Source organism: Pseudomonas rhizophila (genome assembly GCF_003033885.1).
Classification (GTDB): domain Bacteria; phylum Pseudomonadota; class Gammaproteobacteria; order Pseudomonadales; family Pseudomonadaceae; genus Aquipseudomonas; species Aquipseudomonas rhizophila.
Genome location: NZ_CP024081.1, coordinates 5,864,330 through 5,889,651, shown reverse-complemented (window position 1 = coordinate 5,889,651; position 25,322 = coordinate 5,864,330). Strand labels below are relative to the sequence as shown.

At 61.1% G+C, this 25,322-nt stretch carries 22 protein-coding genes; 15 read left to right on the top strand and 7 right to left on the bottom strand.

The genetic code is table 11. From position 1 onward, the window contains the following. Window positions 1–72: 72 nt before the first annotated feature. Together dprA and tsaC are read left to right on the top strand one after the other, a co-directional pair. Window positions 73–1,167 (top strand): DNA-processing protein DprA, encoded by a 1,095-nt coding sequence (gene dprA, locus CRX69_RS27245; RefSeq protein ID WP_047229816.1) that lies wholly within the window; start codon window positions 73–75, stop codon window positions 1,165–1,167. 60 nt (window positions 1,168–1,227) lie between these two features. Then, window positions 1,228–1,785: an L-threonylcarbamoyladenylate synthase type 1 TsaC gene (gene tsaC / locus CRX69_RS27240; protein ID WP_047229815.1), complete on the top strand. Its 558-nt coding sequence runs from the start codon at window positions 1,228–1,230 to the stop codon at window positions 1,783–1,785. Between the two features lie 146 nt (window positions 1,786–1,931). Here tsaC and CRX69_RS27230 read toward each other — a convergent pair whose 3' ends face one another. After that, window positions 1,932–2,909 carry an NADPH:quinone reductase gene (locus CRX69_RS27230; RefSeq protein ID WP_047229814.1) on the bottom strand — a complete coding sequence of 326 codons (978 nt, stop codon included), beginning with the start codon at window positions 2,907–2,909 and terminating at the stop codon, window positions 1,932–1,934. Between the two features lie 163 nt (window positions 2,910–3,072). Here CRX69_RS27230 and hemF point away from each other — a divergent pair, with 163 nt between their 5' ends. Together hemF and aroE are read left to right on the top strand one after the other, a co-directional pair. Then, window positions 3,073–3,987, top strand: a complete 915-nt coding sequence (gene hemF / locus CRX69_RS27225; RefSeq protein WP_047229813.1) for an oxygen-dependent coproporphyrinogen oxidase — start codon at window positions 3,073–3,075, stop codon at window positions 3,985–3,987. A gap of 13 nt (window positions 3,988–4,000) precedes the next feature. After that, window positions 4,001–4,822: a shikimate dehydrogenase gene (gene aroE, locus CRX69_RS27220; protein WP_107323188.1), complete on the top strand. Its 822-nt coding sequence runs from the start codon at window positions 4,001–4,003 to the stop codon at window positions 4,820–4,822. Window positions 4,823–4,948: 126 nt separating this feature from the next. On the opposite strand, the gene CRX69_RS27215 is transcribed toward aroE, so the two are convergent. The 3 genes from CRX69_RS27215 to betC all read right to left on the bottom strand — a co-directional run bounded on the left by CRX69_RS27215 (window position 4,949) and on the right by betC (window position 9,148). Beyond that, window positions 4,949–6,517, bottom strand: a complete 1,569-nt coding sequence (locus tag CRX69_RS27215) for a SulP family inorganic anion transporter (RefSeq protein WP_107323187.1) — start codon at window positions 6,515–6,517, stop codon at window positions 4,949–4,951. 183 nt (window positions 6,518–6,700) lie between these two features. Next, on the bottom strand, window positions 6,701–7,618 hold the full coding sequence (gene choX, locus CRX69_RS27205) for a choline ABC transporter substrate-binding protein (protein ID WP_047229810.1): 918 nt from the start codon (window positions 7,616–7,618) through the stop codon (window positions 6,701–6,703). A 15-nt stretch (window positions 7,619–7,633) separates the two neighbouring features. After that, window positions 7,634–9,148 (bottom strand): choline-sulfatase, encoded by a 1,515-nt coding sequence (gene betC, locus CRX69_RS27200; protein ID WP_047229809.1) that lies wholly within the window; start codon window positions 9,146–9,148, stop codon window positions 7,634–7,636. Between the two features lie 114 nt (window positions 9,149–9,262). Between betC and CRX69_RS27195 the strand changes: the two genes are divergently transcribed. After that, window positions 9,263–10,213: a choline sulfate utilization transcriptional regulator gene (locus CRX69_RS27195; protein WP_076383140.1), complete on the top strand. Its 951-nt coding sequence runs from the start codon at window positions 9,263–9,265 to the stop codon at window positions 10,211–10,213. A gap of 44 nt (window positions 10,214–10,257) precedes the next feature. Here CRX69_RS27195 and CRX69_RS27190 read toward each other — a convergent pair whose 3' ends face one another. Then, the gene (locus CRX69_RS27190) at window positions 10,258–10,917 is read right to left on the bottom strand and encodes an NAD(P)-dependent oxidoreductase (RefSeq protein WP_047229807.1); all 660 of its coding nucleotides are present in this window, start codon (window positions 10,915–10,917) and stop codon (window positions 10,258–10,260) included. Between the two features lie 86 nt (window positions 10,918–11,003). On the opposite strand from CRX69_RS27190, the gene CRX69_RS27185 reads away from it, so the two are divergent. The 10 genes from CRX69_RS27185 to CRX69_RS27140 all read left to right on the top strand — a co-directional run bounded on the left by CRX69_RS27185 (window position 11,004) and on the right by CRX69_RS27140 (window position 22,022). Beyond that, complete coding sequence (locus tag CRX69_RS27185; protein WP_076383141.1) at window positions 11,004–11,330, top strand: DOPA 4,5-dioxygenase family protein; 327 nt, start codon at window positions 11,004–11,006, stop codon at window positions 11,328–11,330. A 324-nt stretch (window positions 11,331–11,654) separates the two neighbouring features. Then, entirely contained in the window at window positions 11,655–12,962 is a 1,308-nt protein-coding gene (locus CRX69_RS27180) for a CitMHS family transporter (protein ID WP_047229805.1), read from the top strand. A gap of 75 nt (window positions 12,963–13,037) precedes the next feature. Beyond that, window positions 13,038–13,805, top strand: coding sequence for a TerC family protein (locus CRX69_RS27175; RefSeq protein ID WP_076383142.1), 768 nt, complete (start codon window positions 13,038–13,040; stop codon window positions 13,803–13,805). Window positions 13,806–14,143: 338 nt separating this feature from the next. After that, window positions 14,144–15,802 (top strand): Na/Pi cotransporter family protein, encoded by a 1,659-nt coding sequence (locus CRX69_RS27170; protein ID WP_047229803.1) that lies wholly within the window; start codon window positions 14,144–14,146, stop codon window positions 15,800–15,802. A 172-nt stretch (window positions 15,803–15,974) separates the two neighbouring features. Next, a complete protein-coding gene (locus CRX69_RS27165) occupies window positions 15,975–17,348 on the top strand; it encodes a M16 family metallopeptidase (RefSeq protein ID WP_047229802.1) in 1,374 nt (457 codons plus the stop codon). 72 nt (window positions 17,349–17,420) lie between these two features. Further along, window positions 17,421–18,449, top strand: a complete 1,029-nt coding sequence (locus tag CRX69_RS27160) for a DUF5924 family protein (RefSeq protein ID WP_047229801.1) — start codon at window positions 17,421–17,423, stop codon at window positions 18,447–18,449. Between the two features lie 52 nt (window positions 18,450–18,501). After that, window positions 18,502–19,650, top strand: coding sequence for an ABC transporter permease (locus tag CRX69_RS27155; protein ID WP_107323186.1), 1,149 nt, complete (start codon window positions 18,502–18,504; stop codon window positions 19,648–19,650). Then, window positions 19,644–20,450, top strand: coding sequence for an ABC transporter ATP-binding protein (locus tag CRX69_RS27150; RefSeq protein ID WP_171061294.1), 807 nt, complete (start codon window positions 19,644–19,646; stop codon window positions 20,448–20,450). Before CRX69_RS27155 ends, CRX69_RS27150 begins: the two co-directional genes overlap by 7 nt. Before the next feature lies 1 nt (window position 20,451). After that, window positions 20,452–21,390: an MlaD family protein gene (locus tag CRX69_RS27145; RefSeq protein WP_107323185.1), complete on the top strand. Its 939-nt coding sequence runs from the start codon at window positions 20,452–20,454 to the stop codon at window positions 21,388–21,390. Then, window positions 21,387–22,022: an ABC-type transport auxiliary lipoprotein family protein gene (locus CRX69_RS27140; protein WP_076383144.1), complete on the top strand. Its 636-nt coding sequence runs from the start codon at window positions 21,387–21,389 to the stop codon at window positions 22,020–22,022. Before CRX69_RS27145 ends, CRX69_RS27140 begins: the two co-directional genes overlap by 4 nt. Before the next feature lie 43 nt (window positions 22,023–22,065). On the opposite strand, the gene CRX69_RS27135 is transcribed toward CRX69_RS27140, so the two are convergent. Both CRX69_RS27135 and gltP read right to left on the bottom strand, forming a co-directional pair. Then, window positions 22,066–23,295: a nucleoside recognition domain-containing protein gene (locus tag CRX69_RS27135; RefSeq protein ID WP_047229797.1), complete on the bottom strand. Its 1,230-nt coding sequence runs from the start codon at window positions 23,293–23,295 to the stop codon at window positions 22,066–22,068. Window positions 23,296–23,521: 226 nt separating this feature from the next. After that, entirely contained in the window at window positions 23,522–24,853 is a 1,332-nt protein-coding gene (gene gltP, locus CRX69_RS27130; protein ID WP_047229796.1) for a glutamate/aspartate:proton symporter GltP, read from the bottom strand. Window positions 24,854–25,322 lie beyond the last annotated feature (469 nt).

Sequence of the window (25,322 nt, the reverse complement as noted above, 5' to 3'; positions counted from 1 at the left end):
CACAAGTTACCAACAGAGTTATCCACAGCTTGTTCCCGTTTCGACGGGGCTTATAACGATCAAGGATGATCCATGTCATTGCCTGAATCTGCTTCGGTTTCCCCTGCGGAACTGGAGGCCCGTCTGCGCCTGCACCGCTTGCCGGAACTGGGCCCCAAACGTTTCATGACCCTGATGGAGGCCTTTGGCTCGGCCTCCAAAGCCATCAGCGCACCGGCCAGCGCCTGGCGAGCGCTGAGGTTGCCCGCGGCGTGTGCCGAGGCTCGGCGCAACCCGGATGTGCGTGACGGCGCCGCCCATGCATTGGCCTGGCTGGAGGGTTCGGCCCAGCGTTTACTGATGTGGGACCAGCCTGACTACCCCGCGCTGCTGGCGCAGATCAGCGATGCGCCACCGCTGTTGTTCGTCGCCGGCGACGCGACCATTCTGGAAAAACCACAGCTGGCGATGGTCGGCAGCCGCCGGGCATCGCGACCGGGCATGGACACCGCCGCGGCGTTTTCCCGAAGCCTGGCCGGTGCCGGTTTTGTCATCACCAGCGGCCTGGCCTTGGGGATCGACGCGGCGGCCCATCAAGCAGCGCTGGATGTGGGTGGGCAAACAATTGGCGTGCTGGGCACAGGGCTGGAAAATTTTTATCCACAGCGCAATCGTCGGCTGGCGGACGCGATGATCGCCCAAGGCAGCGCGGTGCTGTCGGAGTTCCCGCTGGACGCGCCGCCCCACGCCAGCAACTTTCCTCGTCGCAACCGGATCATCAGCGGTCTGTCCCTCGGTGTACTGGTGGTGGAGGCCAGTGTCGCCAGCGGTTCGCTGATCACCGCACGCTTGGCGGCCGAACAAGGGCGCGAGGTGTACGCCATTCCGGGGTCGATCCATCACCCCGGCGCGAAGGGCTGCCATCAGTTGATCCGCGACGGCGCGGCGCTGGTGGAAACCGTCGAGCACATCCTTGAAGCATTGCGGGGCTGGCAGCAGTTGCCGCTGTCCATGGAACCGACGCCCGTCACCCATCCGCTGTTGCGCTTGCTCCATGCCGCGCCGCTTGGCAGCGAAGCGCTGGCCGCCGCCAGCGGCTGGAGCTTGCCCAAAGTCCTGGCGGCGCTGACTGAGCTGGAAATGGAGGGACGGGCGGTCTGTGACAACGGGCGCTGGTTTGCGCGCTAGGTTTTATGGGGAAGATCGGTAAACTGCGCACAGCCTTATTTGCGTTGTGGAGAGTCTTTCATGGTCAACAGTTGGCGTGTGCAACAAGCCGCGCGAGAAATTCGCGCCGGGGCGGTGATTGCCTATCCAACCGAAGCGGTCTGGGGCCTGGGCTGCGACCCGTGGAACGAAGACGCGGTGGAGCGCCTGCTGGCGATCAAGTCGCGACTGCCCGATAAGGGTTTGATCCTGGTGGCTGACAACATCCACCAGTTCGACTTTCTGTTCGAAGATTTCCCTGAAACCTGGATGGATCGAATGGCCAGCACCTGGCCTGGGCCTAATACCTGGCTGGTGCCGCACCAGAATCTGCTGCCGCAATGGATTACCGGTGTGCACGACACGGTTGCGCTGCGGGTCAGCGATCACCCCACCGTGCGCGACTTGTGCTCACTGGTGGGGCCGCTGGTGTCCACCTCGGCCAACCCTCAGGGCCGCCCGGCGGCGCGCACGCGAATTCGCGTCGAGCAATATTTCCGTGGGCAGATCGACCTGGTGCTGGGCGGTAACCTGGGTGGGCGCAAGAACCCCAGCGTGATTCGCGACCTGGCGACCGGCAACGTGGTGCGGCCGGACTGAGCCCGAACACACCTTCCGGATCTTGCGTCAAACCCTGTGGGAGCGAGCCTGCTCGCGATAGCGTCGGATCAGTTGGCATAGATGTTGGCTGATACTCCGCTATCGCGAGCAGGCTCGCTCCCACAGGTTCTTTAGCACCCTCTAAATCAGGGCAAAAGAATCGTCGACCCGGTTGTGCGCCGCGCCGACAACTCGGCCTGGGCCTTGGCCGCTTCGGCCAGTGGATAACGCTGGTTGATATCCACTTTGATCTTGCCGCTGCTGATCATGCCGAACAGCTCATCGGCCATGCGCTGCAGGTTCTCGGCGTTATTGGCGTAAGTGGCCAGGGTCGGACGGGTGACGTACAGCGAGCCTTTGGCCGCGAGTATCCCCAGGTTCACGCCGTCCACAGCACCGGAAGCATTGCCGAAACTCACCAACAGGCCACGGGGCGCTACGCAGTCCAGGGAGGTCAACCAGGTGTCCTTGCCGACACCGTCATAGACCACCGGGACTTTCTTGCCGTCGGTCAGCTCCAGCACACGCTGTACGACGTTTTCCTTGCTGTAGTCGATGGTTTCCCAAGCGCCGTGGGATTTGGCGATGGCGGCTTTTTCCGCTGAGCTGACGGTGCCGATCAATCGCACGCCCAGGGCCTTGGCCCACTGGCAGGCCAAAGAGCCCACGCCACCGGCGGCGGCATGGAACAGGATGGTTTCCCCCCCTTTGAGCTCATAGGTCTGACGCAGCAGGTATTGCACGGTCAGGCCCTTGAGCATCACGCCGGCTGCTTGTTCGAAACTGATGGACTCGGGCAAATGCACCAGATTGGCCTCGGGCAACACATGCACGTCGCTGTAGGCCCCCAGCGGACCGCTGCCATAAGCTACCCGGTCACCGACCTTGAACCGCGTGACGTCTGAACCGACGGCCTCGACCACACCCGCCCCCTCGGCCCCCAAGCCCGACGGCAAGGCCGGTGGCGGGTAAAGACCGCTGCGATAATAGGTATCGATGAAGTTCAGGCCGATCGCCTTGTTGCTGACCCGCACCTGCTGCGGGCCCGGTTCGGCAGGCTGGTAGCCCACGTACTCGAGCACTTCGGGGCCGCCGTGGGAACTGAACTGAATACGTTTGGCCATCTTCACTTTCTCCTTGTCGTGGACTTTTTACCAAGCCTGCTATCGGACTCCTAAGCTTGACCTTCGTCAACTGTGGCGTAGGCAAGTGCGGTGGTATCCTGTGCGCCCATTTGCCACCGGCCCGCTGCAAGCCGCGTAGCGTAGCCCTGATCAAGGTGATGTCATGACCACTCGCACCGAGGCCGTGAAAGCCTACCTGCTCGACCTGCAAGACCGCATCTGTGCGGCCCTGGAAACCGAAGACGGCGGCACTCGTTTCGTCGAAGATGCCTGGACCCGCCCCGCCGGTGGTGGCGGTCGCACGCGAGTGATTGAAAACGGTACGGTGATCGAAAAGGGCGGCGTCAACTTTTCCCACGTCTTCGGCAGCGGTCTCCCCCCCTCGGCCAGCGCCCATCGGCCGGAACTGGCCGGGCGCGGCTTCGAAGCGCTGGGCGTGTCATTGGTCATCCATCCCCACAACCCTCATGTGCCTACGTCCCACGCCAATGTGCGTTTTTTCATCGCTGAAAAGGAAGGCGAAGAGCCGGTCTGGTGGTTCGGCGGCGGCTTCGACCTGACACCGTACTACGGCGTGGCAGAAGACTGCGTGCATTGGCACCGCGTTGCCCAACAGGCCTGTGCCCCGTTCGGCCCCGACGTGTATTCGCGCTACAAAGCCTGGTGCGACAGCTATTTCCATATCAAGCATCGCAACGAGCCCCGTGGCATTGGCGGCCTGTTTTTCGACGACCTGAACGAGTGGGATTTCGACACTAGCTTCGCCTTCATGCGCGCCATCGGCGATGCCTACATCGAGGCTTACCTGCCTATCGTGCGCCGCCGCAAGCAGGACCCGTTCACCGCCAAACAAAGGGAATTCCAGGAGTTTCGCCGCGGACGCTACGTGGAGTTCAACCTGGTCTACGACCGCGGCACCCTGTTCGGGCTGCAATCGGGCGGGCGTACCGAGTCGATCCTGATGTCCCTACCGCCGCAAGTGCGCTGGGGCTATGACTGGAAAGCCGAACCGGGCAGCGAAGAGGCGCGGCTGACCGAGTATTTCCTGCAGGATCGCGATTGGCTGGCGACGGCCTGAACGAGGATTATCCATGGACCGCTACGTTGTAATGGGTAACCCGATCGGCCACAGCAAATCGCCGCTGATCCACCGTCTCTTCGCCGAGCAGACCGGGCAAACACTGGACTACAGCACGCTGCTCGCGCCTTTGGACGATTTCGCCGGCTGCGCGCGGGAATTCTTCCGCGAGGGGCGTGGGGCGAATGTCACCGTGCCGTTCAAGGAAGACGCCTTCCGCCTGGCCGACAGCCTGACCGAGCGGGCCCAGCGGGCCGGGGCGGTGAACACTTTGAGCAAGCTGGCCGATGGCCGTCTGTTGGGTGACAACACCGATGGCGCCGGACTGGTACGGGACCTGACCGTCAACGCAGGTTTAAACCTCAAGGGCAAACGCATCCTGTTGCTGGGCGCCGGCGGTGCTGTGCGCGGTGCCTTGGAACCGCTGCTGGCCGAAGCGCCGGCCTCGGTGATCATCGCCAACCGCACGGTGGAAAAAGCCGAGTTGCTGGCCGAGTTGTTCGCGGACCTGGGCCCGGTCTCGGCCAGCGGTTTCGACTGGCTGCAAGAGCCGGTGGACCTGATTATCAACGCCACATCGGCGAGCCTGTCCGGTGATGTACCGCCGATTGCCGCAAGTTTGATCGAGCCCGGCATGACGTTCTGCTACGACATGATGTATGGCAAGGAGCCCACTTCGTTCTGTCGCTGGGCCAGCGAACACGGCGCGGCGGTGGCGATGGATGGCTTGGGCATGCTCGCCGAGCAGGCGGGCGAAGCGTTCTACCTGTGGCGCGGGGTACGCCCGGACACCGCGCCAGTGCTGGCCGAATTGCGGCGCCAGCTCGCACTGTAGGCTACAGACTGTTGTGGCGAGGGGATTTATCCCCGTTGGACTGCGAAGCAGTCCCAAAAAACCAGGGCCGCTGCGCGCCCCAGCGGGGATAAATCCCCTCGTCACAGGGTGCGTCTACCTTAAGCCCTAGTCTTCGAAATGGATCGGACAGTGCTCCGGCCCTTCCAGCTTCTTCAACTCTTCCACCACATGGGGCCTGGCCCTGCGCAACGTCAGGCTGCGCCCTTGGGTGCGCAAGCGCCGGGCTTCCTGGTGCAGCATTTCCACGCCGGAGTAGTCGATGAAGTTGATCTGCTGGGCATCGATCACCACCCGTTGTGCCTGCAACCGTTGCAGACGCACTTGCAGGTAATGGCTGGCACCAAAAAAGATCGAACCGCCAACCCGCAGGATGTCAGCTTCACCCTCACGGGCGTGTTGCACCCGCGGTTGCGAGGTGCGCTTGAGGTAGAAGAACAGCGACGCCAGCACGCCGGCATAGATAGCGGTCTGCAGCTCCAGCAGCAGCGTGGCCAGGCAAGTGAGGCTCATCACCACGAATTCGGCGCGACTCACGCGAAACAACGCCCGGACGCCGCGATAATCCACCAGCCCCCAGGCGATCAGCAGAATGCTGCCGGCCATGGCCGGTATCGGAATGTGCGAAATCAGCTTGGCACCGGTTACCGCAAACAAAGCCACCCACAGCGCCGAGAACACCCCGGCCAGGGGCGAGCAAGCGCCGGCTTCATAGCTGAGGCCGGAACGGGTAAAGGAACCCGCTGACAAGGATCCGGAAAAGAACCCTCCCACAATATTGGAAAGCCCCTGCGCCCTGACCTCTTGGTTCGCATCCAGCAATTGCCCCGAGCGTACCGATAACGAGCGAGCAATGGACAGGCTGGTCACCAACCCGAGCATGCCCACCGCAACCGCGCCGGGCAGCAGGCGCAGGATCAGATCCAGGTCCAGCGGCAGCGCAGAGAACGGCGGCAAGCGCCCGGCAAAGGCGCTGACCAGCGCGACATGCCCGAACATCCCTGGCCACAGCCAGACCACCAGGCTGCTGATGACCAAAGTTATCAACAGGCTCGGCCAGCGCGGCAGCAGCCGTTTGAGCACCACGCCCACCACCAGCGTGCCCAAACCGAGAAACAGAGAAGGCTTATTCACAGCCTCGATATGACTGACCAACATCAGCAGCCCTTTCAACGCCGTGGCTTCGTTGGGCAGATCAAGACCCACCAGGTTGGGCAACTGCCCCAGGGCGATCACCACCGCCGCGCCCAGGGTGAAACCCAGCACCACCGAGTGTGAGACGAAGTTCACCAGCGCGCCGAAACGCAACAACCCCAGCAGCCACTGGAAAACCCCCGCCAGCACCGTCAGCAACAGGATCAAGGTGACGTAGTCCTGGGTGGCCGGCATGGCCAGGGGACTGACGCTGGCATACAGGACAATGGAAATCGCCGCCGTAGGACCGCAGATCAGGTGCCACGACGAACCCCACAAGCAGGCGATCAGCACCGGCACAATCGCCGCATACAAGCCGTATTCCGGCGGCAGTCCGGCAATCAGGGCGTAGGCAATCGACTGCGGCAACGCGAGAATCGCACCGCTCAGGCCGACGATCAGGTCACGGCCGACACTGGCGCGGGTCTGCCGCGGCAGCCAGCTCAGGAACGGAAAGAGTGAATGGCGGGTGGGCAATGCCATGGGGCCTCAAGGGTGGGGTTTGGCGCAAGAGTATCAGGACAAGGCACCGTTCTCGCTGTGGCGAGGAGATTAATGTGGGAGCAAATCTTGCTCGCGAAACAGGCAGCTCGGTCTCTGAAAGACCGAGTCGTCTTCATCGCGGGCAAGCCTTGCTCCCACATAGATTCCCTCGCCACATGATTGTCAGAGCTTGGCCTTCACCGCCGCCAACGCATCCTTGCCATCCAGCGTCTTCACACCATCCAGCCATTTATCCAGCACCGCCGGATTCGCCTTGATCCAGGCCTTGGCCGCATCGGCATTGCTGACTTTGTTGTTCACCACCTCGGCCATGATGCTGTTTTCCATTTCCTGGGTGAAACTCAGGTTGGTCAACAGCTTGCCTACGTTCGGGCAGGCCTGTGCATAACCTTTGCGAGTCAATGTATAGACACTGCCCGTGTCGCCAAAATACTTCTCGCCGCCCTTGAGGTAGTGCATTTTCAGTTGCACGTTCATAGGGTGTGGCGTCCAGCCAAGGAAGGTCACGAACTTCTGTTTCCTCACCGCCCGGGAGACTTCCGCGAGCATGGCCTGCTCACTCGACTCCACCAGTTTCCACTCGCCCATGCCGAAATCGTTGGTCTTGATGATTTCCTTCAGGGAGAGGTTGGCCGGGGCGCCGGAGCCGATCCCGTATATCTTCTTGTCGAACTTATCGGCGAACTTGTTCAGGTCAGCGAAGTTATGCACACCGGCATCCCACACGTAATCCGGGACCGCCAGGGTGAATTCGGTGCCGTCCAGGTTCTTGGCCAACTGCGTGACATCGCCAGTGGCCACGAACTTGTCGTAGAACCCTTGCTGCGCCGGCATCCAGTTACCCAGAAATACATCAACCTGGCCGTCCTTGAGGCCGCCGAAGGTGATCGGCACCGCGAGGGTGTCGACCTTGGCCTTGTAGCCCATGCCATCAAGCAAAAAACCCGTGATCGCGTTGGTCGCAGCGATGTCACTCCAACCGGGGTCGGCCATCTTTACCGTCTCGCAGCTTTGCTCGGCCCACGCCGAACTGCTAAGCGCCAACAGCCCAGCGGTCAGTACTGTGGATAACTTTTGCATGTGCTTCCCCTTACGTTATTGGTTTTGGCAGGGTTGTGGATAACGGGCCTTGCGTTCCAGATCGTCGAGGTCAATGTGGTTACGCATGTACTGCTGGCTGGCGTCCACCAGCGGCTGGTGATCCCAGCTCTTGAGTTTGCCCAGGGTCAACGCGTGGGCGACGAAACGTCGACGTCGCTGACTGGCGAGCACCTGTTGGTGAATGGTTGGGATATCCCATTTAGCTCGCGCTTCGGCGAGAAAATCCGCGCACAGGGACTGATGCTCAGCCGATTGGCTAAGGTCCTCCAGTTCTTTGGGGTCATTGCGCAGATCGAACAGCAGGCACGGATCGTCTTCGCTGTAGATGAATTTCCAGGGTCCACGACGGATCATCATCAACGGGCTGATGGTGCCTTCGGCCATGTATTCACCAAAGACCTCGTCATGACCGCCCTGCCCCTGCAGATGGGGCACCAGCGAACGGCCATCCAGCGGCAGTCCGGGCTCAAGCCGGCCACCCGCCAACTCCACCAGGGTCGGCAGCAAGTCGGCAGTGGACACCGCCGCCCCGACCCGCCCGCTGGCGAACTGGCCCGGTGCGCTGATCAGCAAGGGAACGCGAGCCGCCATCTCGAACCAGTGCATTTTGTACCAGAGGCCTTTTTCACCGAGCATGTCTCCATGATCGCCGGAGAACACTATGATCGTGTCGTCCATCAAGCCGGTGTCTTCCAGGGTTTGCAGTAACTTGCCGACGTTGCTGTCAATGTAGCTGCACGCACCGAAGTACGCGCGGCGCGCATCGCGGATCTTATCCACAGGCAGTGGCTTGTCCCACAGGTCATAGACTTTCAACAGGCGCTGGGAATGCGGGTCCAGCTCCGTTTGCCCCGGGGTTTGCGGCAGCGGGATGTCCTTGTCGTCATACATATCCCAAAAGGTCTTGGGAATGGTGTACGGGTCGTGTGGGTGGGTCATGGACACCGTCAGGCAGAACGGCTGGTCGCCATCCTCGCGGATGTGGTCGAACAGATACTGCTGGGCCTTGAACACCACTTCTTCGTCAAAATCCAACTGGTTGGTGCGCACGCACGGACCAGCCTGCAACACCGAAGACATGTTGTGATACCAGCTTGGCCGCACGTCGGGCTCGTCCCAGTTCACGGCCCAGCCGTAATCGGCCGGGTAAATGTCACTGGTCAGGCGTTCTTCGTAGCCATGCAACTGGTCCGGCCCGCAAAAATGCATCTTGCCGGACAGCGCCGTGCGATAACCCAGACGCCGCAGGTAGTGGGCGTACGTCGGGACGTCCGCAGGAAAATCCGCCGCGTTATCGTAGGCGCCGATCTTGCTGGGCAACTGACCGCTCACCAGGGTAAAGCGCGACGGTGCGCAGAGTGGGCTGTTGCAATACGCGGCGTCGAACACCACGCCCTGCTCGGCCAGGCGCGACAGGTTCGGCAGCTTGATCGGCGAAGGACCGTAGATCGGCAACATTGGCGCGGCCATTTGATCGGCCATGATGAAAAGAATGTTCTTGCGCTTCATGTATTCGCGGCATTCCATAGTAAACAGTTATGCGAAATTGCTGCGATTGAGCATGTAGCCCCCGCCTTTATGGGTAAAGCCCACGCAAGGCAATGACTAGGATAAGCACAGCTTATGTATGAAGCCCTGGGTGACCTGTCCCTTGACCTGTTCCGCGCCTTTGAAGCCGCGGCGCGCCACCGCAGCTTTACGGCAGCGGCGATCGAACTGGGCACCACGCAACCGGCCATCAGCCAGCAGATCAAGCGCCTGGAAGAACAACTGGGTACACGGTTGTTCGATCGCATCTATCGCGGCATCGAGCTGACCGAGGCCGGAACAATCCTGTTCGAGCAGGTGCAGGCCGGTTTGCAGAATATCGACGCAGGATTGAGCGCGATCACCGCCCATGACCAGCATGAGGTGCTGCAAGTGGCCACCGATTTTGCGTTTGCCGCCTATTGGCTGATGCCCCGCTTGCATCGGTTTCACGCCGCCAACCCACAGGTGGACGTCAGCCTGGTGACCAGCGAACGCAATCACAACATGCTGCGCACGGATATCGACGTTGCGGTGCTATTTGGAGACGGTCGCTTCAAACAAGGCGAAAGTCGCTGGCTTTTCAGCGAAGAAGTCTTTCCCGTGTGCAGCCCGCTGTTGCTCAAGGAACGCTCCCTGCCCTTGTCGGCTCAAGCCTTGTCGGAGTTCCCGCTCCTGCATTTGCGCGGGGAAAACAGTAGCCACTGGTTCGATTGGAGTGGCGTTTTCCGTGAGCTGGGCATTACCTCACCCCCGGCGCCCGGGCAGTTGCGGTTCGACAACTACACCTTGCTCATCCAGGCGGCGATTGGCGGTCAGGGCGTTGCCATCGGTTGGCGATACCTTGTGGATAACTTATTGGCCCAAGGGCTGCTGTGCCGTCCGGTCGCTGAAACAGTGTTGTCGCGGTCAGGGTATTACGTGGTCTTGCCCCAGCGTAAACGGCGCGGGGTATTGATCAGGCAGTTTGTGGACTGGTTGATGGAGGAGCAGGCCAACAGCGCCGAATCGCTCACGGGGTTGGCCTTGCCTTCCATTGCGGTGTAACCAGCCCTCCCCTGCGCCAACTCGGGAGACGGCGACCGCACAGGCTAATCGGCGGCGACAAAACTGACATGCTGGCCCACATGCAGGTTCAGGCGCAGCTCATCGGCAATGCCGACGGCCACACGGCCAAGCCGCTCCAGTGATTCGGCCATGCCGGCCTCCAGGCTGGTGCTGACCTGGCTGAAGTGCTCGATGCTCAAACCGGGCGTTGCGTAGGGTGAGTCAATCAGGGTCCATTGCAACGTGCTGTTGTTCAGGGCGTCGAGGACTTCTTCGGCGGCATGGCGCTGCAATACATCGTCTGCCGGCTCCTCGTCGAGCACGGCGAAATCGCCCACCAGAAACAGCCGGGAAATACTCGCCGCCTCCATCCCGGCGATCAGCGCATCCACCGCCAACACCTGCTCCACGGGACCGGGAATGAGCGTGCGCTCCACGTGCTCGCTGTTCATCGGCAACCCTGGAGCGTTCAACAGACACACCACGGCATTGGCGCCGGCCACGCTTTGCTTGACCCGCTGGGGATCGTAGAGGTCGCCGGTCTTGGCCCGCAGGCCGGGGCGCGGCGCCAGGGCCGTAAGGTCGTCGAGAACAGCGATGACTTCGTGCTGGCGCCGCAGCATTTCAGCCATCAACGCACTGCCGAGGCTACTCATGGCACCATAGAGCACCACTTTGGTGACCGGGGTTTCGGCATTTTTCATGGCTGTTTTTCCTTTTTTGTCCCGCATGTAAAGGCTCTGACCCGCGGGAGACAACCTCGGTTCGGCCAGTTTTCGAGGAGAAGCACATGCAGCGGATCAAGGGCTACCACGCCCATGTCTATTTCGACGCCAATACCATCGCCCAGGCGCGGGCACTGTGCGAGGAAGCAACGCGACTGTTTGGGCTGAAAATGGGCCGTATCCACCAACGCCCAGTCGGGCCGCACCCGGACTGGAGCTGCCAATTGGCGTTCGATCCACAGCACATCGGCGTGGTCTTGCCGTGGCTGGCGCTCAATCGCAAAGGCCTGGTGATATTTCTTCACCCGGACACCGGCGACGACCTGACGGACCACACCGAGCATGCGATTTGGATGGGCGCGGTGCGGCCGTTGGATCTTTCGGTGTTTTGATTTATCGGTGGAGCGCAGATTGTCTGTGGGAATAAAGCTTGCTCCTACAGGTAAGACTTGCCCTACAGAAAAACTCCATTACAGCGGCGAAAGGTGGCTGAAAGCTTGCGCGATTAGGATCGCCCCCACTACCGGCAACAGACCGGTGGCCAGAAGCGAGCGGCTAAGGCTCGTTAGGCCCTTTTAACAACAACAATGGTGATTCTGATGTCCGCTGCTACGCGCCCCGCTGAACCCACTCCCTCCGTCCGTCCCGTGCTTTGCATTCTGCGCTGACCTGTTCGGTCTGCCTTTGCCCGTCGCGCCACGCCTGGAGTATTTCCTATGCTGACTTTCCTTGGCTTTGCCATGGTCATCACGTTCATGTTCCTGATCATGACCAAGCGCCTGTCCGCGCTGATTGCCCTGATCATCATCCCGATCCTGTTCGCTCTGTTCGGTGGTTTTGCACCAAAGATCGGTCCGATGATGCTCGAAGGCATCACCAAGCTTGCCCCGACCGGGGTGATGCTGATGTTCGCGATTCTTTATTTTGCCCTGATGATCGACTCCGGCCTGTTCGACCCGGCCGTGCGCAAGATCCTCAAGCTGGTCAAGGGCGACCCGTTGAAAGTTTCGGTCGGCACCGCCGTTCTGGCGCTCGTCGTTTCCCTCGATGGTGACGGCGCGACCACTTATATGATCTGCGTGGCCGCCATGCTGCCGCTCTACAGCCGCATCGGCATGAGCCCACGGATCATGGCCGGCCTGATCATTCTCGCCGGTGGCGTGATGAACATGACCCCCTGGGGCGGCCCGACGGCCCGTGCAGCCAGCGCGCTGCATGTCGATCCGTCCGACATCTTCGTTCCGATGATTCCTGCGATGCTCGCGGGTGTAGCGGCGATCCTGGCGATTTCCTACATGTACGGTAAACGCGAGCGCGCCCGTCTGGGTGAATTGCACCTCGCCGGTGATGACATCGACCACAGCGAAATCAGCGTTTCCCAGTTCCCGGACGCCCGTCGTCCGAAGCTGATCTGGTTCAACGGTGCGTTGACCCTGGGCCTGATGTGCACGCTGATCGCCGGCCTGTTACCGCTGCCGGTGCTGTTCATGGTGGCGTTCAGTATCGCGATGATCGTCAACTACCCTTGCCTGCAACAGCAGAAAGACCGCGTTGCGGCCCATGCCGGCAGCGTATTGGCGGTGGTCGGTTTGATTTTCGCGGCGGGTATCTTCACCGGCATCCTGTCCGGGACCGGCATGGTCGACGCCATGTCCAAGAGCCTGCTGGCGGTGATCCCGGATTTCCTGGGCCCATACCTGGCAGTGATTACCGCGCTGGCGAGCATGCCGTTCACCTTCTTCATGTCGAACGATGCGTTTTATTACGGGGTGTTACCGGTCATGGCCGAAGCCGCCAGCCACTACGGCATCACTGCCGTTGAAATGGCCCGCGCCTCGATCGTTGGCCAGCCCGTTCATTTGCTGAGCCCGCTGGTTCCATCGACTTACCTGCTGGTGGCCCTGGCGGGGATCGAGTTTGGCGATCACCAACGCTTCACCTTGAAGTGGGCAGTATTGGTTTGCCTGTGCATAATGTTTGCCGCCTTGCTGATGGGGATTTTTCCGCTGTTCAGCACTCTATAAAAGCAATGCCCGCTGCGTCGCCCCTTTCGATAATCGAAGGCGCGGCGCGGCCCAACACTCGCTAAAGGAACTCACATGGAATGGCTGACCAACCCGGAAATCTGGGTTGCCTTCTTCACCCTGACCGCCCTGGAAATTGTCCTGGGCATCGATAACATCATCATGATCTCGATCCTGGTCAGCCGCATGCCCAAGCACATGCAGGCACGCACCCGGATCTTCGGTCTGGCCCTGGCCATGATCACGCGGATCCTGTTGCTGCTGTCCATCACCTGGGTCATGCGCCTGACCGCCGACCTGTTCGAAGTGTTCGGCCAGGGCATTTCCGGTCGTGACCTGATCCTGTTCTTCGGTGGCCTGTTCCTGCTGTGGAAAAGCTCCCAGGAGATGTACCACGCGCTGGAAGGCGAAGACGAAACCGGCGAGACGCCTGCGGGCACGGGCGGCAGCTTCATCTACACCATCGTCCAGATCGCGATCATCGACATCGTGTTCTCCCTGGATTCGGTGATCACCGCCGTGGGCATGGTCTCCCATGTACCGGTGATGGTCGCGGCAATCGTCGTGGCGGTGCTGGTGATGATGCTGGCGGCGGGCACCATCAGCTCGTTCATCGACAAGCACCCGTCGCTGAAGATGCTGGCGCTGTCGTTCCTGCTGGTGGTCGGTACCGTGCTGATCGCTGAGTCCCTGGACGTGCACGTGCCAAAAGGCTACGTCTACTTCGCCATGGCCTTCTCCCTGGCGGTCGAAGCGTTCAACATCAAGATGCGCACTGCCATGGCGCGCAAGCGCAAGCAGCAGGATCCGGTAAAACTGCGTAAGGATATGCCGGGTCAGTAAGCGGCACAGGGCAATGAACGAAGGGGCTCATCGAGCCCCTTTTTCATGCCTGCCGGAAAGTAACTGGATGCAAAACCGGTGGGAGCGAGCCTGCTCGCGATGAGGCCGCAACATTCAACATCTTCATTGGCTAACAGACCGCTATCGCGAGCAGGCTCGCTCCCACTGGGTTTCGTGGGGTCTTTGGTCAATGGCTTTTTATGACAGTTTTGTTTCAAACCCGTCTTTAGCTGTGCAATGCTGGCGCTCGAACCGTTGGCCAACTACAGCTTAAGTACAACGAAGAAAAATGTGGCACCGTCAATTGGTCCCTTTGGGACGCTAACAGGGGGCTTCTCATGCTGACCCTGCTGAACTTGCTCTCCGCCGTGGCCCTGCTGATCTGGGGCACGCACATCGTCCGTACCGGCATTCTGCGGGTCTATGGCACGAACCTGCGCCATGTCATTGGCCAAAACATGTCCAAGCGCTGGCTGGCGTTCGTCGCAGGCATCATGGTCACTGCCATGGTCCAGAGCAGCAACGCCACGGCCATGCTCGTCACCTCATTCGTCGGCCAGGGCCTGATGGCGCTGACCCCTGCCCTGGCGACCATGCTCGGCGCCGATGTCGGCACGGCGCTGATGGCGCGGGTACTGACCCTGGATCTGTCCTGGTTATCGCCGCTGCTGATTTTCCTCGGGGTGATTTTTTTCCTGTCGCGCAAACAGACCCGCCTGGGGCAAATGGGCCGGGTCGGCATCGGCTTGGGCTTGATCATCCTGGCGCTGCAATTGATTGTCGAAGCCGCCGCGCCCATCACCCAGGCCCAGGGCGTGAAAGTTATCTTTGCCTCGCTGACCGGCGACATCCTGCTCGATGCACTGGTGGGTGCGCTGTTCGCGATGATCTCCTATTCCAGCCTCGCCGCCGTGCTGTTGACCGCGACACTGGCCGGCGCAGCGGTGATCAGTCTGCCGGTGGCCATCGGCCTGGTGATCGGCGCCAACATCGGCAGCGGCGTGCTGGCCTTTCTCAGCACCAGCATGCAGAACGCCGCCGGCCGCCAGGTGGCGCTGGGCAGCCTACTGTACAAGTTGATCGGCCTGTTGTTGATCATTCCAGTGCTCGATCCGTTGGTGGGCTGGTTGGACGGCCTGGATTTCAGCCACCAGGAAACGGTGATCGGTTTTCACCTGCTCTACAACACCGTGCGCTGCCTGGTGCTGCTGCCCAGCGTCGGGCCGATGGCCAGACTGTGTGCCTGGCTGCTGCCGGAGCGTCCTGACACCAACGGCACGGCCAAGCCCCGCCACCTGGACCTCACCGCCCTCGCCACGCCGAGCCTGGCCCTGGCGAATGCTGCCCGGGAAACCCTGCGCATCGGTGATCTGATCGAAACCATGCTCGAAGCCATGCTCGACGTACTGCGCGGCGGGCAGACCGCAGTCACCCAACAAGTACGGAGCATGGGCGATGACGTCGAGGCGCTGTGCAGCGCCATCAAGCTGTATATGGCCCAAATGCCCCGTGAGGACCTCAGTGAACAGGACAGCCGCCGCTGGGCGGAAATCATTGAGCTGGCGATCAACCTGAAGCTGGCCAGCGACCTCATCGAACGCATGTTGCGCAAGGTCCAGCAACAGAAAACCGCGCAACGTCGGTCCTTTTCCGAGGTTGGCCTGGAAGAGTTGGCGACACTGCACAGCCAGTTGATCGCCAATCTGCGGCTGGGATTGTCGGTGTTCCTCAGTGCCGATCCCGAGAGCGCCCGTCAGCTGTTGCGTGAGAAACGTCGCTTTCGAGCGCAGGAAAGACGACTGGCCCACGCACACGTCAGCCGTCTACAGCGAAAAATCGTACAAAGCATCGAGACCAGTTCCCTGCACTTAGAACTGATCGCCGACATGAAACGCCTCAACTCGCTGTTCTGCGGCAGCGCCTACGTGGTGCTGGGGACTTCCGAGACAGGTGCGCTCGCGGTTGATGAAATTTCCGACGTCACCCATTCGCCTTGAACGACTGGCGCATTGCTCAGTCAGTAAGATTGGCCTGGGCTTAAACCATTCGCACGCAAGCCGGCCCCACGTCGCCATGGAGATCCATTGGGTTCGAGGTGGGGCGCGAAGTTGCCTGCGATGACGGCCTGCCCGGCACATGGACCTCCAATCAGCCGCCAGGAAGCTCGCTATGCGTTGTCTGTTGCTCGCCGTTCTTTTGCTCGGTTCACTGCCGTCGGTCGCGCTGGATCGATTCCAGGTCGAGGGGTATGTGCTGCCCAACGGTATGCAACTGCTGCTCAAGCCGGGCAGCGAGCGCGGGCATGTGGCGATCCGGCTGGTAGTGGGCGTGGGACTGGACGACTTCAACTGCGCCGACAAGGAACTGCCCCACCTGCTTGAGCATTTGCTGTTCAGCGGTGTCGATGACGGCGGCGAAGGCGGGCTGGAAGAGCGTATGCAGGCGCTGGGCGGCGAGTGGAATGCCTTCACGAGCAACGCCGACACCACGTTCGTCATCGAGGCACCGGCGCGCAATCAACGCAAGGTCCTGGACCTGTTGATCGCCCTGCTGACTCGTACCCGCATCGACGACAACGCCCTGCAGGCGGCCAAACGTGTGGTGGAACGCGAGGATGGCGGCCACTACACCCATCTGCAACGCTGGCTCGATCATCAGGACCTGGGCCACAAGGCGGGCAATCAATTGGCAGTGGAATTGGGTCTGCGCTGTGCCGAACGCGCCGAAGTCGGGCACCTCACCCTTGCCAGGATTGAGCAGGCACGCAAGGCCTGGTATGCACCGAACAACATGACGCTGATCGTGGTCGGCGACCTGGACCGGTTGCTACCGGCCTATCTGGAGCGGACCTTCGGCGAACTGGAGCCGGTCGAGCCCAGCGCTCACGCAGCGTTACCGCAGATCCGCTACAGCGCGGTCACCAAGCGCAACCTGATGCGCGGCCTGGTGGGCAATAGCGCCAAGCTTCATTGGCTGTTTCCGGAGCCGGTGCTGGAACAGCAACACGACGAAACCTTCGACCTGCTCAAGGACTATCTGGACTGGGCGCTCTATCGCCAGCTGCGCCTGGCCCGCAGCCTGTCCTACGGGCCGTGGGTGGAGCGAGAGGTGTTTGGCGGCGTTGGCTTCTTCAGCCTGAACGCGGACCTGGCCCGTGATGACCTGCCCCAGGCCGAGCAGGCGCTGGAGCAAATGCGCACCACGTTGCTCAAGGATGGCCTCGACCCGGAGAGTTTCGTGCGCATCAAACGCGCCGCCATCGCCCATCAGTCGTGGGCGGTTCAAGGCAACAGCGCACTGGCCGATTACTATTGGGGTGCCCTTGGCGATTACGACGACGGCCGCTTCACCAATCCGGCCGTGCGCCTTCAGGCGGTGAGCCTGGAACAGGCCAACCAGGCCCTGCGTGAACTGCTCAAGGACCCGGGCTACCTGCGCATCGAGAAACCCATGCTCGGCGACGATGAGCTGGTTTGGGGCGTGGCCGGGCTGCTGGGGTTGCTGTTGGTCCTGGTCGGGTGGAGATTGCGTCGCAGGGCTTAGAGCGCTCGTCACATCGATGTCCTGGCGATACTCTGTCAGGGATATTTCCTACGACTCACTGTGAACTGCCGAATGCCGAACCTGACTCATTACATCCAGCGCCTTCTCGAATTGATGAAGCGCTATCCAGGGGTCATCGCACTCGGTGGCTTCATCTCTGGAGTCGGCAGTTTCATGCTGGTGGACCGCCAGCAGGGTCTTGCGACCTGGATCACCATCATCATGCTGGTGAGCTGGCTCTGGCTGATGCTGGAGAACAGCCTGACCCGGCTTTTTACCCGCATATTCAAACGGGAAATCCCCCAGCCGCTGCTGCGTTACGCCACGCAGATGATTCACCAGGAAAGCCTGTTTTTCGTCTTGCCGTTCTTTTTCATCACCACCACCTGGAACAGCAGCCAAGTGATTTTCACCGGCCTGCTGGCGGCCTCGGCACTGGTCTCAATCATTGATCCGCTGTACTACAAATGGCTGGCGCCCCGGCGCTGGGCGTTCCTGGCGCTGCACACCCTGACGCTGTTTGCCGCCCTGCTCACCGCACTGCCGATCATCCTGCACCTGACCACCGACCAGAGCTTCAAGCTGGCGCTGGGCACTGCCATGCTGTTGTCGTTCCCCAGCCTGGCTTCGATCTTTCCGATCCGCACCGTGCGCAACGCCCTGGCGATTCTGTGCATCACGGTGGGGATCGGCGCGGCCGGGTGGGTGCTGCGCTCCTGGGTGCCGCCGGCAACCTTGTGGATGACTGAGGTGGCAATCAGCACCCAGCTGGAGGACCGCACGCCGGGCGCCAGCCTGAAGGAAGTCACCGCTGACCAGATACGCGGCAATGGTCTGTATGCCTACACCGCTATCAATGCGCCGCGAGGGCTCGATGAGCGGATTTATCACGTCTGGCAATTCAACGGCAAAGAAGTGGACCGTATCGCCCTGGACATTCATGGCGGGCGCAAGGAAGGCTATCGCGCCTGGACCCACAAGCAGAACTTCCCGGAAGACCCCACCGGTAAATGGCAGGTGCGGGTGCTGACGGAAAATGGCCAGGTGATTGGTGTATTGCGCTTTAAGGTCAGCGCTGCGCTCGAGCCTGGGACAAAATAATGCCGGGCGTGCTATTAGGTAACACTTTTCGAGCCGAACGAGCATGGCGCTTATGACCCCTGGCACTCTGGCTGGCAGTGCCCGACTGGATCGCTCTCACTCCCTGGCGCAGCTATGGATCAGCGGGGACTGGACACTGGCTCACTACACGCAGCTCAAGCGTTTGAGCGACTCGCTGCGCGGCCAGTACGACGACAACACCCTGATCGACCTCAATGGCTTGGGTGCCCTCGACACCGCCGGCGCTTCGTTGCTGGTGGAACTGCTGGGTGCCGAGCGGCTGGGCAAGACCGCCGAGCACCGCGACTGCACGTTGTCGTCCGCCGATCGGGCACTGTTGCAGACGGTTTATTGCTCGCTGACCGACTTCTGCGTGCCGGTCAAAGAGCCGACGGTGAGTGTCGTGACCCAGTTGTTGACACGCATCGGTCGAGCCGTGGACAAGGTCTGGCAAGATACCCTGCAATTACTGGGCTTTGTCGGCTTGATCCTAGAAACGCTGGCCCGGGGCCTGTTTCGCCCGAAACGCTGGCGCATTACCCCGATGGTTGTTCACATCGAACAGACGGGGCTGGACGCGGCCCCTATCGTCGCCCTGCTGACTTTTCTGGTGGGCGCGGTGGTGGCGTTTCTCGGGGCGACGGTGCTGGCCGATTTCGGCGCCAGTATTTTTACCGTGGACCTGGTGGCGTTCTCGTTTCTGCGCGAATTCGGCGTGTTGCTGACTGCGATTCTTATGGCAGGTCGCACCGCCAGCGCCTTCACCGCCCAGATCGGCTCGATGAAGGCCAACGAAGAAATCGACGCGATTCGTACCCTGGGCCTCGATCCCATCGAGTTGCTGGTGGTGCCGCGAGTGCTGGCCCTGTTGGTGGCGTTGCCGATGCTGACCTTTGTGGCCATGCTCTCGGGCATTGTCGGCGGCGGTGTGGTGTGTGCCCTGTCGCTGGATATTTCTCCGGCGATGTTCCTGACGCTGTTGCAGTCGGACATCGGCGTCCAGCATTTCGTGGTGGGAATGGTCAAGGCGCCGATCTTTGCCTTCCTGATTGCCGCGGTGGGATGCCTGGAAGGCTTCAAAGTCAGCGGCAGCGCCGAGTCTGTCGGGGCTCACACCACCTCGAGCGTGGTGCAGTCGATTTTTGTGGTGATCGTGCTCGATGCGGTAGCCGCGCTGTTTTTCATGGAGATGCAATGGTGAGTCGACCTTCCAGGCCGCCCACCGAGGCGGTGATACAGGTACGTGGCTTGTGCAATCGCTTTGGCCTGCAGAGCGTGCACGAAAACCTCGACCTGGACGTATACAAGGGCGAGATCCTCGCGGTGGTCGGCGGCTCCGGCAGTGGCAAATCGGTGCTGTTGCGCAGCATTGTCGGCTTGAACCGGCCCAGTGAAGGGGCCGTGCGAGTATTCGGCCAGGATCTGCCGAGCCTGCCCCAGCAACAGCGTTCGCAAGTGGAACGACGCTTTGGGGTGCTGTTTCAGAAAGGCGCGCTGTTTTCTTCGCTGACTGTGACAGAGAATGTCGCCCTGCCCCTGATCGAACACGCCGGGCTCAGCCGGGCCGATGCCGAACATCTGGCGGCGGTGAAACTGGCGTTGGCCGGGCTGCCGCTATCGGCGGCGGACAAATACCCCGCCTCGCTGTCCGGCGGCATGATCAAGCGTGCAGCCTTGGCCCGGGCGCTAGCCCTGGACCCGGACATTCTGTTTCTCGACGAACCCACCGCCGGCCTCGACCCCATCGGCGCGGCAGCGTTCGACCAATTGATCCTGACGCTTCGCGACGCCTTGGGCTTGAGCGTATTTCTGGTCACCCATGACCTGGACACCCTCTACACCATCACCGACCGGGTGGCGGTGCTGGCCCAGAAAAAAGTGCTGGTGGCCGATGTCATCGACAAAGTGTCGGAAACCGACGATGCCTGGATCCATGAATACTTCCACGGCCCTCGCGGCCGCGCGGCCTTGACGGCCGCTACACAATTGAACGAGGTCTGACATGGAAACCCGAGCCCATCATGTATTGATCGGCCTGTTCACCGTGATCGTGGTGGTCGGCGCCCTGCTGTTTGGGTTGTGGCTGGCCAAGTCCAGCGTGGACAGCGAATTCAAGGATTACGAAGTGGTGTTCAACGAAGCGGTCAGCGGCTTGTCCAGAGGCAGCTCGGTGGAGTACAGCGGCATCAAGGTCGGAGACGTGGTCAATCTGCGCCTGGACCCGAACGACCCGCGCCGGGTACTGGCGCGGGTACGCTTGAGTGCTGAAACACCGGTCAAGCAGGACACCCAGGCCAAACTGGCACTGACCGGCATCACCGGCACCTCGATTATCCAACTCAGTGGCGGCACCCCCAACAGCCCGCCACTGACCGGGCACGATGGCGAGCCGCCAGTGATCATCGCAGCGCCCTCGCCCATCGCCCGCCTGCTGAACAACAGCGATGACCTGATGACCAGCATCAACCTGCTGCTGCATAACGCCAACGCGGTGTTTTCCTCGGACAATGTCCAGCGGTTGGGCAAGACCCTTGAACACTTGGAGCAAACCACCGGGGTCATCGCCGATCAACGCGGCGATATTCGCCAGGCCATGCAGCAACTGGCATCTGTCGGCAAACAGGCCAGCGCCACCCTGGAGCAGACTACGGCATTGATGCGCAGCGCCAATGGTCTGCTCAACGATCAGGGCAAAGAGGTCATGAGCAGCGCAGACCAGGCCATGCAATCGCTGGCCCACAGCACCGCAACCCTCGACAAACTGCTCAACGACAATCGCGACGCGCTGAACAATGGCATGCAGGGGCTCAATGCCCTGTCGCCGGCGGTGCGGGAACTGCGCGACACCCTGAGCGCGCTGCGGGGTATTTCCCGGCGCCTGGATGCCAACCCCAGCGGCTATCTGCTGGGCAATGACAAGAACAAGGAATTCACGCCATGAAGCCGTTTGCTCGGTTCGTCCGCCCTATCCTCTTGCTGGCAGGATGTGTCCTGGTTGGCGGTTGCTCGATTCTGCCCCAGGCCGAGCCCGCGGACGTCTATCGCTTACCCGCGACTCAGGCGCCCGCAGCCCCGGGCACGCCCGTGAAGTGGTCGTTGCGCCTGGCCAGCCCGCAGGCCAGCGAAGTGCTCAACAGCCCTAAAATCGCGGTCATTCCCCACGGCAATCTGTTGAGCAGCTACGCAGCCTCACGCTGGAGCGACCCGGCACCGGTGTTGCTGCGCAATCGCTTGCTCGATGGGTTCGCACAGGATGGACGTGTCGGGCTATTGAGTGTCGCCGACAGCAACTTGCAAACGGATTTGGAGTTGGGTGGCCAATTGCAGGCCTTCCAAACCGAATATCAAGGCGCGGGGGCCAGCGTGGTGATTCGCCTGGACGCATTGCTGGTGCGAGGATTTGACCAACGCATCCTTGCCAGTCATCGTTTTGAAGTCCGCCAGCCCTTGAGCGACGTGCAAGTGCCGGCAGTGGTGCAAGGTTTCGGCCAGGCCAGCGATCGACTGACCGCCGAGGTTGTGAACTGGACGGTAGAACAAGGCCAGCGCTTGGCGATACCCGCACGCCCCTAAAGGCCCGTGACTGCAATCCGGGCCTGTGGCAAGGGGATATGGTTCAGCCAAAGAACCAGTAGCAAACCCCGATCGCCGCCACGACGCCGCTGAACTCGGCCAGCAGCGCGCAGCCCACCGCATGCCGCGCCCGCTGGATACCGACGGCGCCGAAGTACACCGCCAGCACATAGAAGGTGGTTTCGGTGCTGCCCTGAATGGTCGCGGCCACCAGCGCGGGGAAGCTGTCCACGCCGGAAGTCTTCATGGTTTCGATCAGCATCGCCCGGGCGGCGCTGCCGGAGAATGGCTTGACCATGGCAGTCGGCAAGGCGTCGACGAAACGGGTGTCCCAGCCGGCCCACTGCACCAGGTGCCGGATGCCGTCCAGGCCGAAGTCCAGCGCACCCGAGGCCCGCAGCACGCCGACGGCGCATAACATGGCCACCAGGTATGGCAGCAACGTCTTGGCGACGTCAAAGCCCTCTTTGGCACCTTCAATGAAGGCTTCATAAACCTTGACCTTGCGCAGCGCGCCCACCACCAGAAACATCATGATCAAGCCGAACAGCGTCAGGTTGCCGAGAATCGAAGACAGCCCGGCCAGCGCCGTGGCTGAGAGCGTCGCCAGCAGCGCCATGAAACCGCCCAGTACCAACGCACCCGGAATCAGATAAGCCAGCACTACCGGGTCCCACAGGCGCAGGCGCTGCATGAACGCCACTGACAGCAGCCCCGCCAGGGTTGAGGCGCTGGTGGCGAGCAGGATCGGCAGGAATACCAGGGTCGGGTCCGGCGCCCCTTGCTGGGCGCGATACATGAAAATGGTCACCGGCAACAGCGTCAGCGATGAGGCGTTGAGCACCAGGAACAGGATTTGTGCATTGCTGGCGATGGTCGGGCTGGGGTTCAAGTCCTGCAGGGCTCGCATGGCCTTCAGGCCGATCGGGGTCGCCGCGTTATCCAGCCCCAGGCCGTTTGCCGCAAAGTTGAGGGTAATCAGGCCAATCGCCGGATGGCCCGCCGGCACCTCCGGCATCAGCCGCAAAAACAATGGCCCGAGCGCCTTGGCCAGCCAGTCGACAATACCGGCCTTTTCGGCGATCCGCAGAAACCCCAGCCACAGGGTCAAGGTGCCGAACAGCAGGACCATCACCTCCACCGACAGCTTGGCCATGGCGAAAATGCTTTCCACCATGGCGGCGAAGATCCCGGCGTTACCGCCGATCAGCCACTGCGCCAGCGCCGATACGGCTGCCACGATAAAGAAGCCAAGCCACAGGCCATTGAGCATCGGTTAAGTCCCCCGGAAGATGCCGCGAATGATAGCGGGGCTGGCAGAAACGACAAACCCCGGATTTCTCCGGGGTTTGTTTGGCACTGCGCAGGGGCTACAAAAATCCTATGGCAGATCCTGTGGGAGCCGAGCTTGCTCGCGATGGAGCCGGATCAGTCAGCATTGATGTTGGCTGACACACCGCAATCGCGAGCAAGCTCGGCTCCCACAGGGATCATGCGCCTCAACGGCTGGCAGTTTCTCCCGCCGGCATCGGCTCTTTGCTGCGCCAGTGGGGCAGGGAATTCCAGTAGCGCTGGCCCTTGGCATCGTCGTACATGCCTTCCCAGCGGGAAATGACCAGCACGGCCAGGGCATTGCCGATCACGTTCAGCGCGGTGCGGGCCATGTCCATGATGCGGTCGACACCGGCAATGAACGCCAGACCTTCCAGCGGAATACCGACACTGCCGAGGGTCGCCAACAGCACCACGAAAGAGACACCCGGTACGCCGGCGATGCCTTTGGAGGTCACCATCAAGGTCAGCACCAACAGCAATTGCTGGCTGATGGACAGATCGATGCCGTACAACTGAGCGATGAAAATCGCCGCGATGCTCTGGTAAAGGGTCGAACCGTCGAGGTTGAACGAATAACCGGTCGGCACCACGAAGCTGCAAATCGCCTTGGGTGCACCGTAGGCTTCCATCTTCTCGATCACGCGTGGCAACACGGTTTCGGAGCTGGCGGTGGAGTAGGCCAGCACCAGCTCATCCTTGAAGATGCGCATCAGTTTGACCACGGAGAAGCCGAACAGACGTGCAATCAGCCCCAGCACCACGAAGGCGAAGAACGCGATGGCGACGTAAACTAGGATCACCAGCTTCGCCAATGGCAACAGCGAAGCGAAGCCGAAGTTGGCAACCGTCACCGCGATCAGGGCGAACACGCCGATCGGGGCGTATTGCATGATCATGTGGGTGACCTTGAACATGCTTTCCGAGACGCCCTGGAACATTTTCACCAGGGGGTCGCGCAGATCCGATTGCAGGCTGGACAGACCCAGGCCAAACAATACGGAGAAGAAAATGATCGGCAGCATCTCGCCACGCGCCACCGCCGCGAAGATGTTCGACGGGATCAGATTGAGAATGGTCTGGATGAACGCATGTTCATGCTGAACCTCGGCGGCCGTGGCCTGGTACTTGGAAATATCCACCGTACCCAAGGTGCTCATGTCGATGCCGCTGCCCGGCTGGAAGAAATTGGCCAACAGCAAACCGACGACGATGGCGACAGTGGTGACGATTTCGAAGTAGAGGATGGTCTTGAGGCCGATACGCCCGAGTTTCTTGGCGTCACCGACCCCGGCAATACCGACGATCAGCGAAGAAATCACGATCGGGATCACGATCATCTTGATCAGACGGATAAAGATATCGCCTGCCGGTTGCAGCACGTTGCTGATCCACCAGGCCTTCTCGGTACTGAAATGGTTGAGCAGCGCGCCAATTGCAATCCCGAGCACCAGACCGATGAGGATCTGCCAGGCGAGGCTTAGTCTTGCCTTCTTCATATCTTTACCCTTACTTCAGTTGGACTCGGGCAACTGCCACAAACCGAACCACCCGATGGCGATACGAATGCGTGCCGCTGCCCCCATATAAGGTCACCCCGAGTACGCGCCAAAGGCGCACTGGCAGGCGAAAAAAGGCGCAACTATTGCGATGCAAAGGAGGGGCGTCTAATGCCGTAAACGCCTACCCTATGCCGAATCGGCATGATGTCTTTGAAATAAAACGTGCGTACCCATCGGTTCGAATACGCCATTTCGGCAGGCAAAAATGCCGTGAACCGGCCATTTTCCGCGCAACGGGGTTTTTGTCCGGCCTCGTAAAAAGCGCTCAAAGGACGGAAGAATGAAGCACACTTGAAAGAGCGGACCGGGCGGATAAATCTCCGATATACGGTCGGATGCGGGGGAGTGGAGCAGCGTGGAAAAACGATGGTGGTACGCAGGGGTGGCGCAGACGCCAGGATAGCCA

Coding starts and splice junctions, on each gene's coding strand:
- dprA (WP_047229816.1), top strand. CDS start 73: ATGTCATTGCCTGAATCTGCTTCGGTTTCCCCTGCGGAACTGGAGGCC.
- tsaC (WP_047229815.1), top strand. CDS start 1,228: ATGGTCAACAGTTGGCGTGTGCAACAAGCCGCGCGAGAAATTCGCGCC.
- CRX69_RS27230 (WP_047229814.1), bottom strand. CDS start 2,909: ATGGCCAAACGTATTCAGTTCAGTTCCCACGGCGGCCCCGAAGTGCTC.
- hemF (WP_047229813.1), top strand. CDS start 3,073: ATGACCACTCGCACCGAGGCCGTGAAAGCCTACCTGCTCGACCTGCAA.
- aroE (WP_107323188.1), top strand. CDS start 4,001: ATGGACCGCTACGTTGTAATGGGTAACCCGATCGGCCACAGCAAATCG.
- CRX69_RS27215 (WP_107323187.1), bottom strand. CDS start 6,517: ATGGCATTGCCCACCCGCCATTCACTCTTTCCGTTCCTGAGCTGGCTG.
- choX (WP_047229810.1), bottom strand. CDS start 7,618: ATGCAAAAGTTATCCACAGTACTGACCGCTGGGCTGTTGGCGCTTAGC.
- betC (WP_047229809.1), bottom strand. CDS start 9,148: ATGAAGCGCAAGAACATTCTTTTCATCATGGCCGATCAAATGGCCGCG.
- CRX69_RS27195 (WP_076383140.1), top strand. CDS start 9,263: ATGTATGAAGCCCTGGGTGACCTGTCCCTTGACCTGTTCCGCGCCTTT.
- CRX69_RS27190 (WP_047229807.1), bottom strand. CDS start 10,917: ATGAAAAATGCCGAAACCCCGGTCACCAAAGTGGTGCTCTATGGTGCC.
- CRX69_RS27185 (WP_076383141.1), top strand. CDS start 11,004: ATGCAGCGGATCAAGGGCTACCACGCCCATGTCTATTTCGACGCCAAT.
- CRX69_RS27180 (WP_047229805.1), top strand. CDS start 11,655: ATGCTGACTTTCCTTGGCTTTGCCATGGTCATCACGTTCATGTTCCTG.
- CRX69_RS27175 (WP_076383142.1), top strand. CDS start 13,038: ATGGAATGGCTGACCAACCCGGAAATCTGGGTTGCCTTCTTCACCCTG.
- CRX69_RS27170 (WP_047229803.1), top strand. CDS start 14,144: ATGCTGACCCTGCTGAACTTGCTCTCCGCCGTGGCCCTGCTGATCTGG.
- CRX69_RS27165 (WP_047229802.1), top strand. CDS start 15,975: ATGCGTTGTCTGTTGCTCGCCGTTCTTTTGCTCGGTTCACTGCCGTCG.
- CRX69_RS27160 (WP_047229801.1), top strand. CDS start 17,421: ATGCCGAACCTGACTCATTACATCCAGCGCCTTCTCGAATTGATGAAG.
- CRX69_RS27155 (WP_107323186.1), top strand. CDS start 18,502: ATGACCCCTGGCACTCTGGCTGGCAGTGCCCGACTGGATCGCTCTCAC.
- CRX69_RS27150 (WP_171061294.1), top strand. CDS start 19,644: ATGGTGAGTCGACCTTCCAGGCCGCCCACCGAGGCGGTGATACAGGTA.
- CRX69_RS27145 (WP_107323185.1), top strand. CDS start 20,452: ATGGAAACCCGAGCCCATCATGTATTGATCGGCCTGTTCACCGTGATC.
- CRX69_RS27140 (WP_076383144.1), top strand. CDS start 21,387: ATGAAGCCGTTTGCTCGGTTCGTCCGCCCTATCCTCTTGCTGGCAGGA.
- CRX69_RS27135 (WP_047229797.1), bottom strand. CDS start 23,295: ATGCTCAATGGCCTGTGGCTTGGCTTCTTTATCGTGGCAGCCGTATCG.
- gltP (WP_047229796.1), bottom strand. CDS start 24,853: ATGAAGAAGGCAAGACTAAGCCTCGCCTGGCAGATCCTCATCGGTCTG.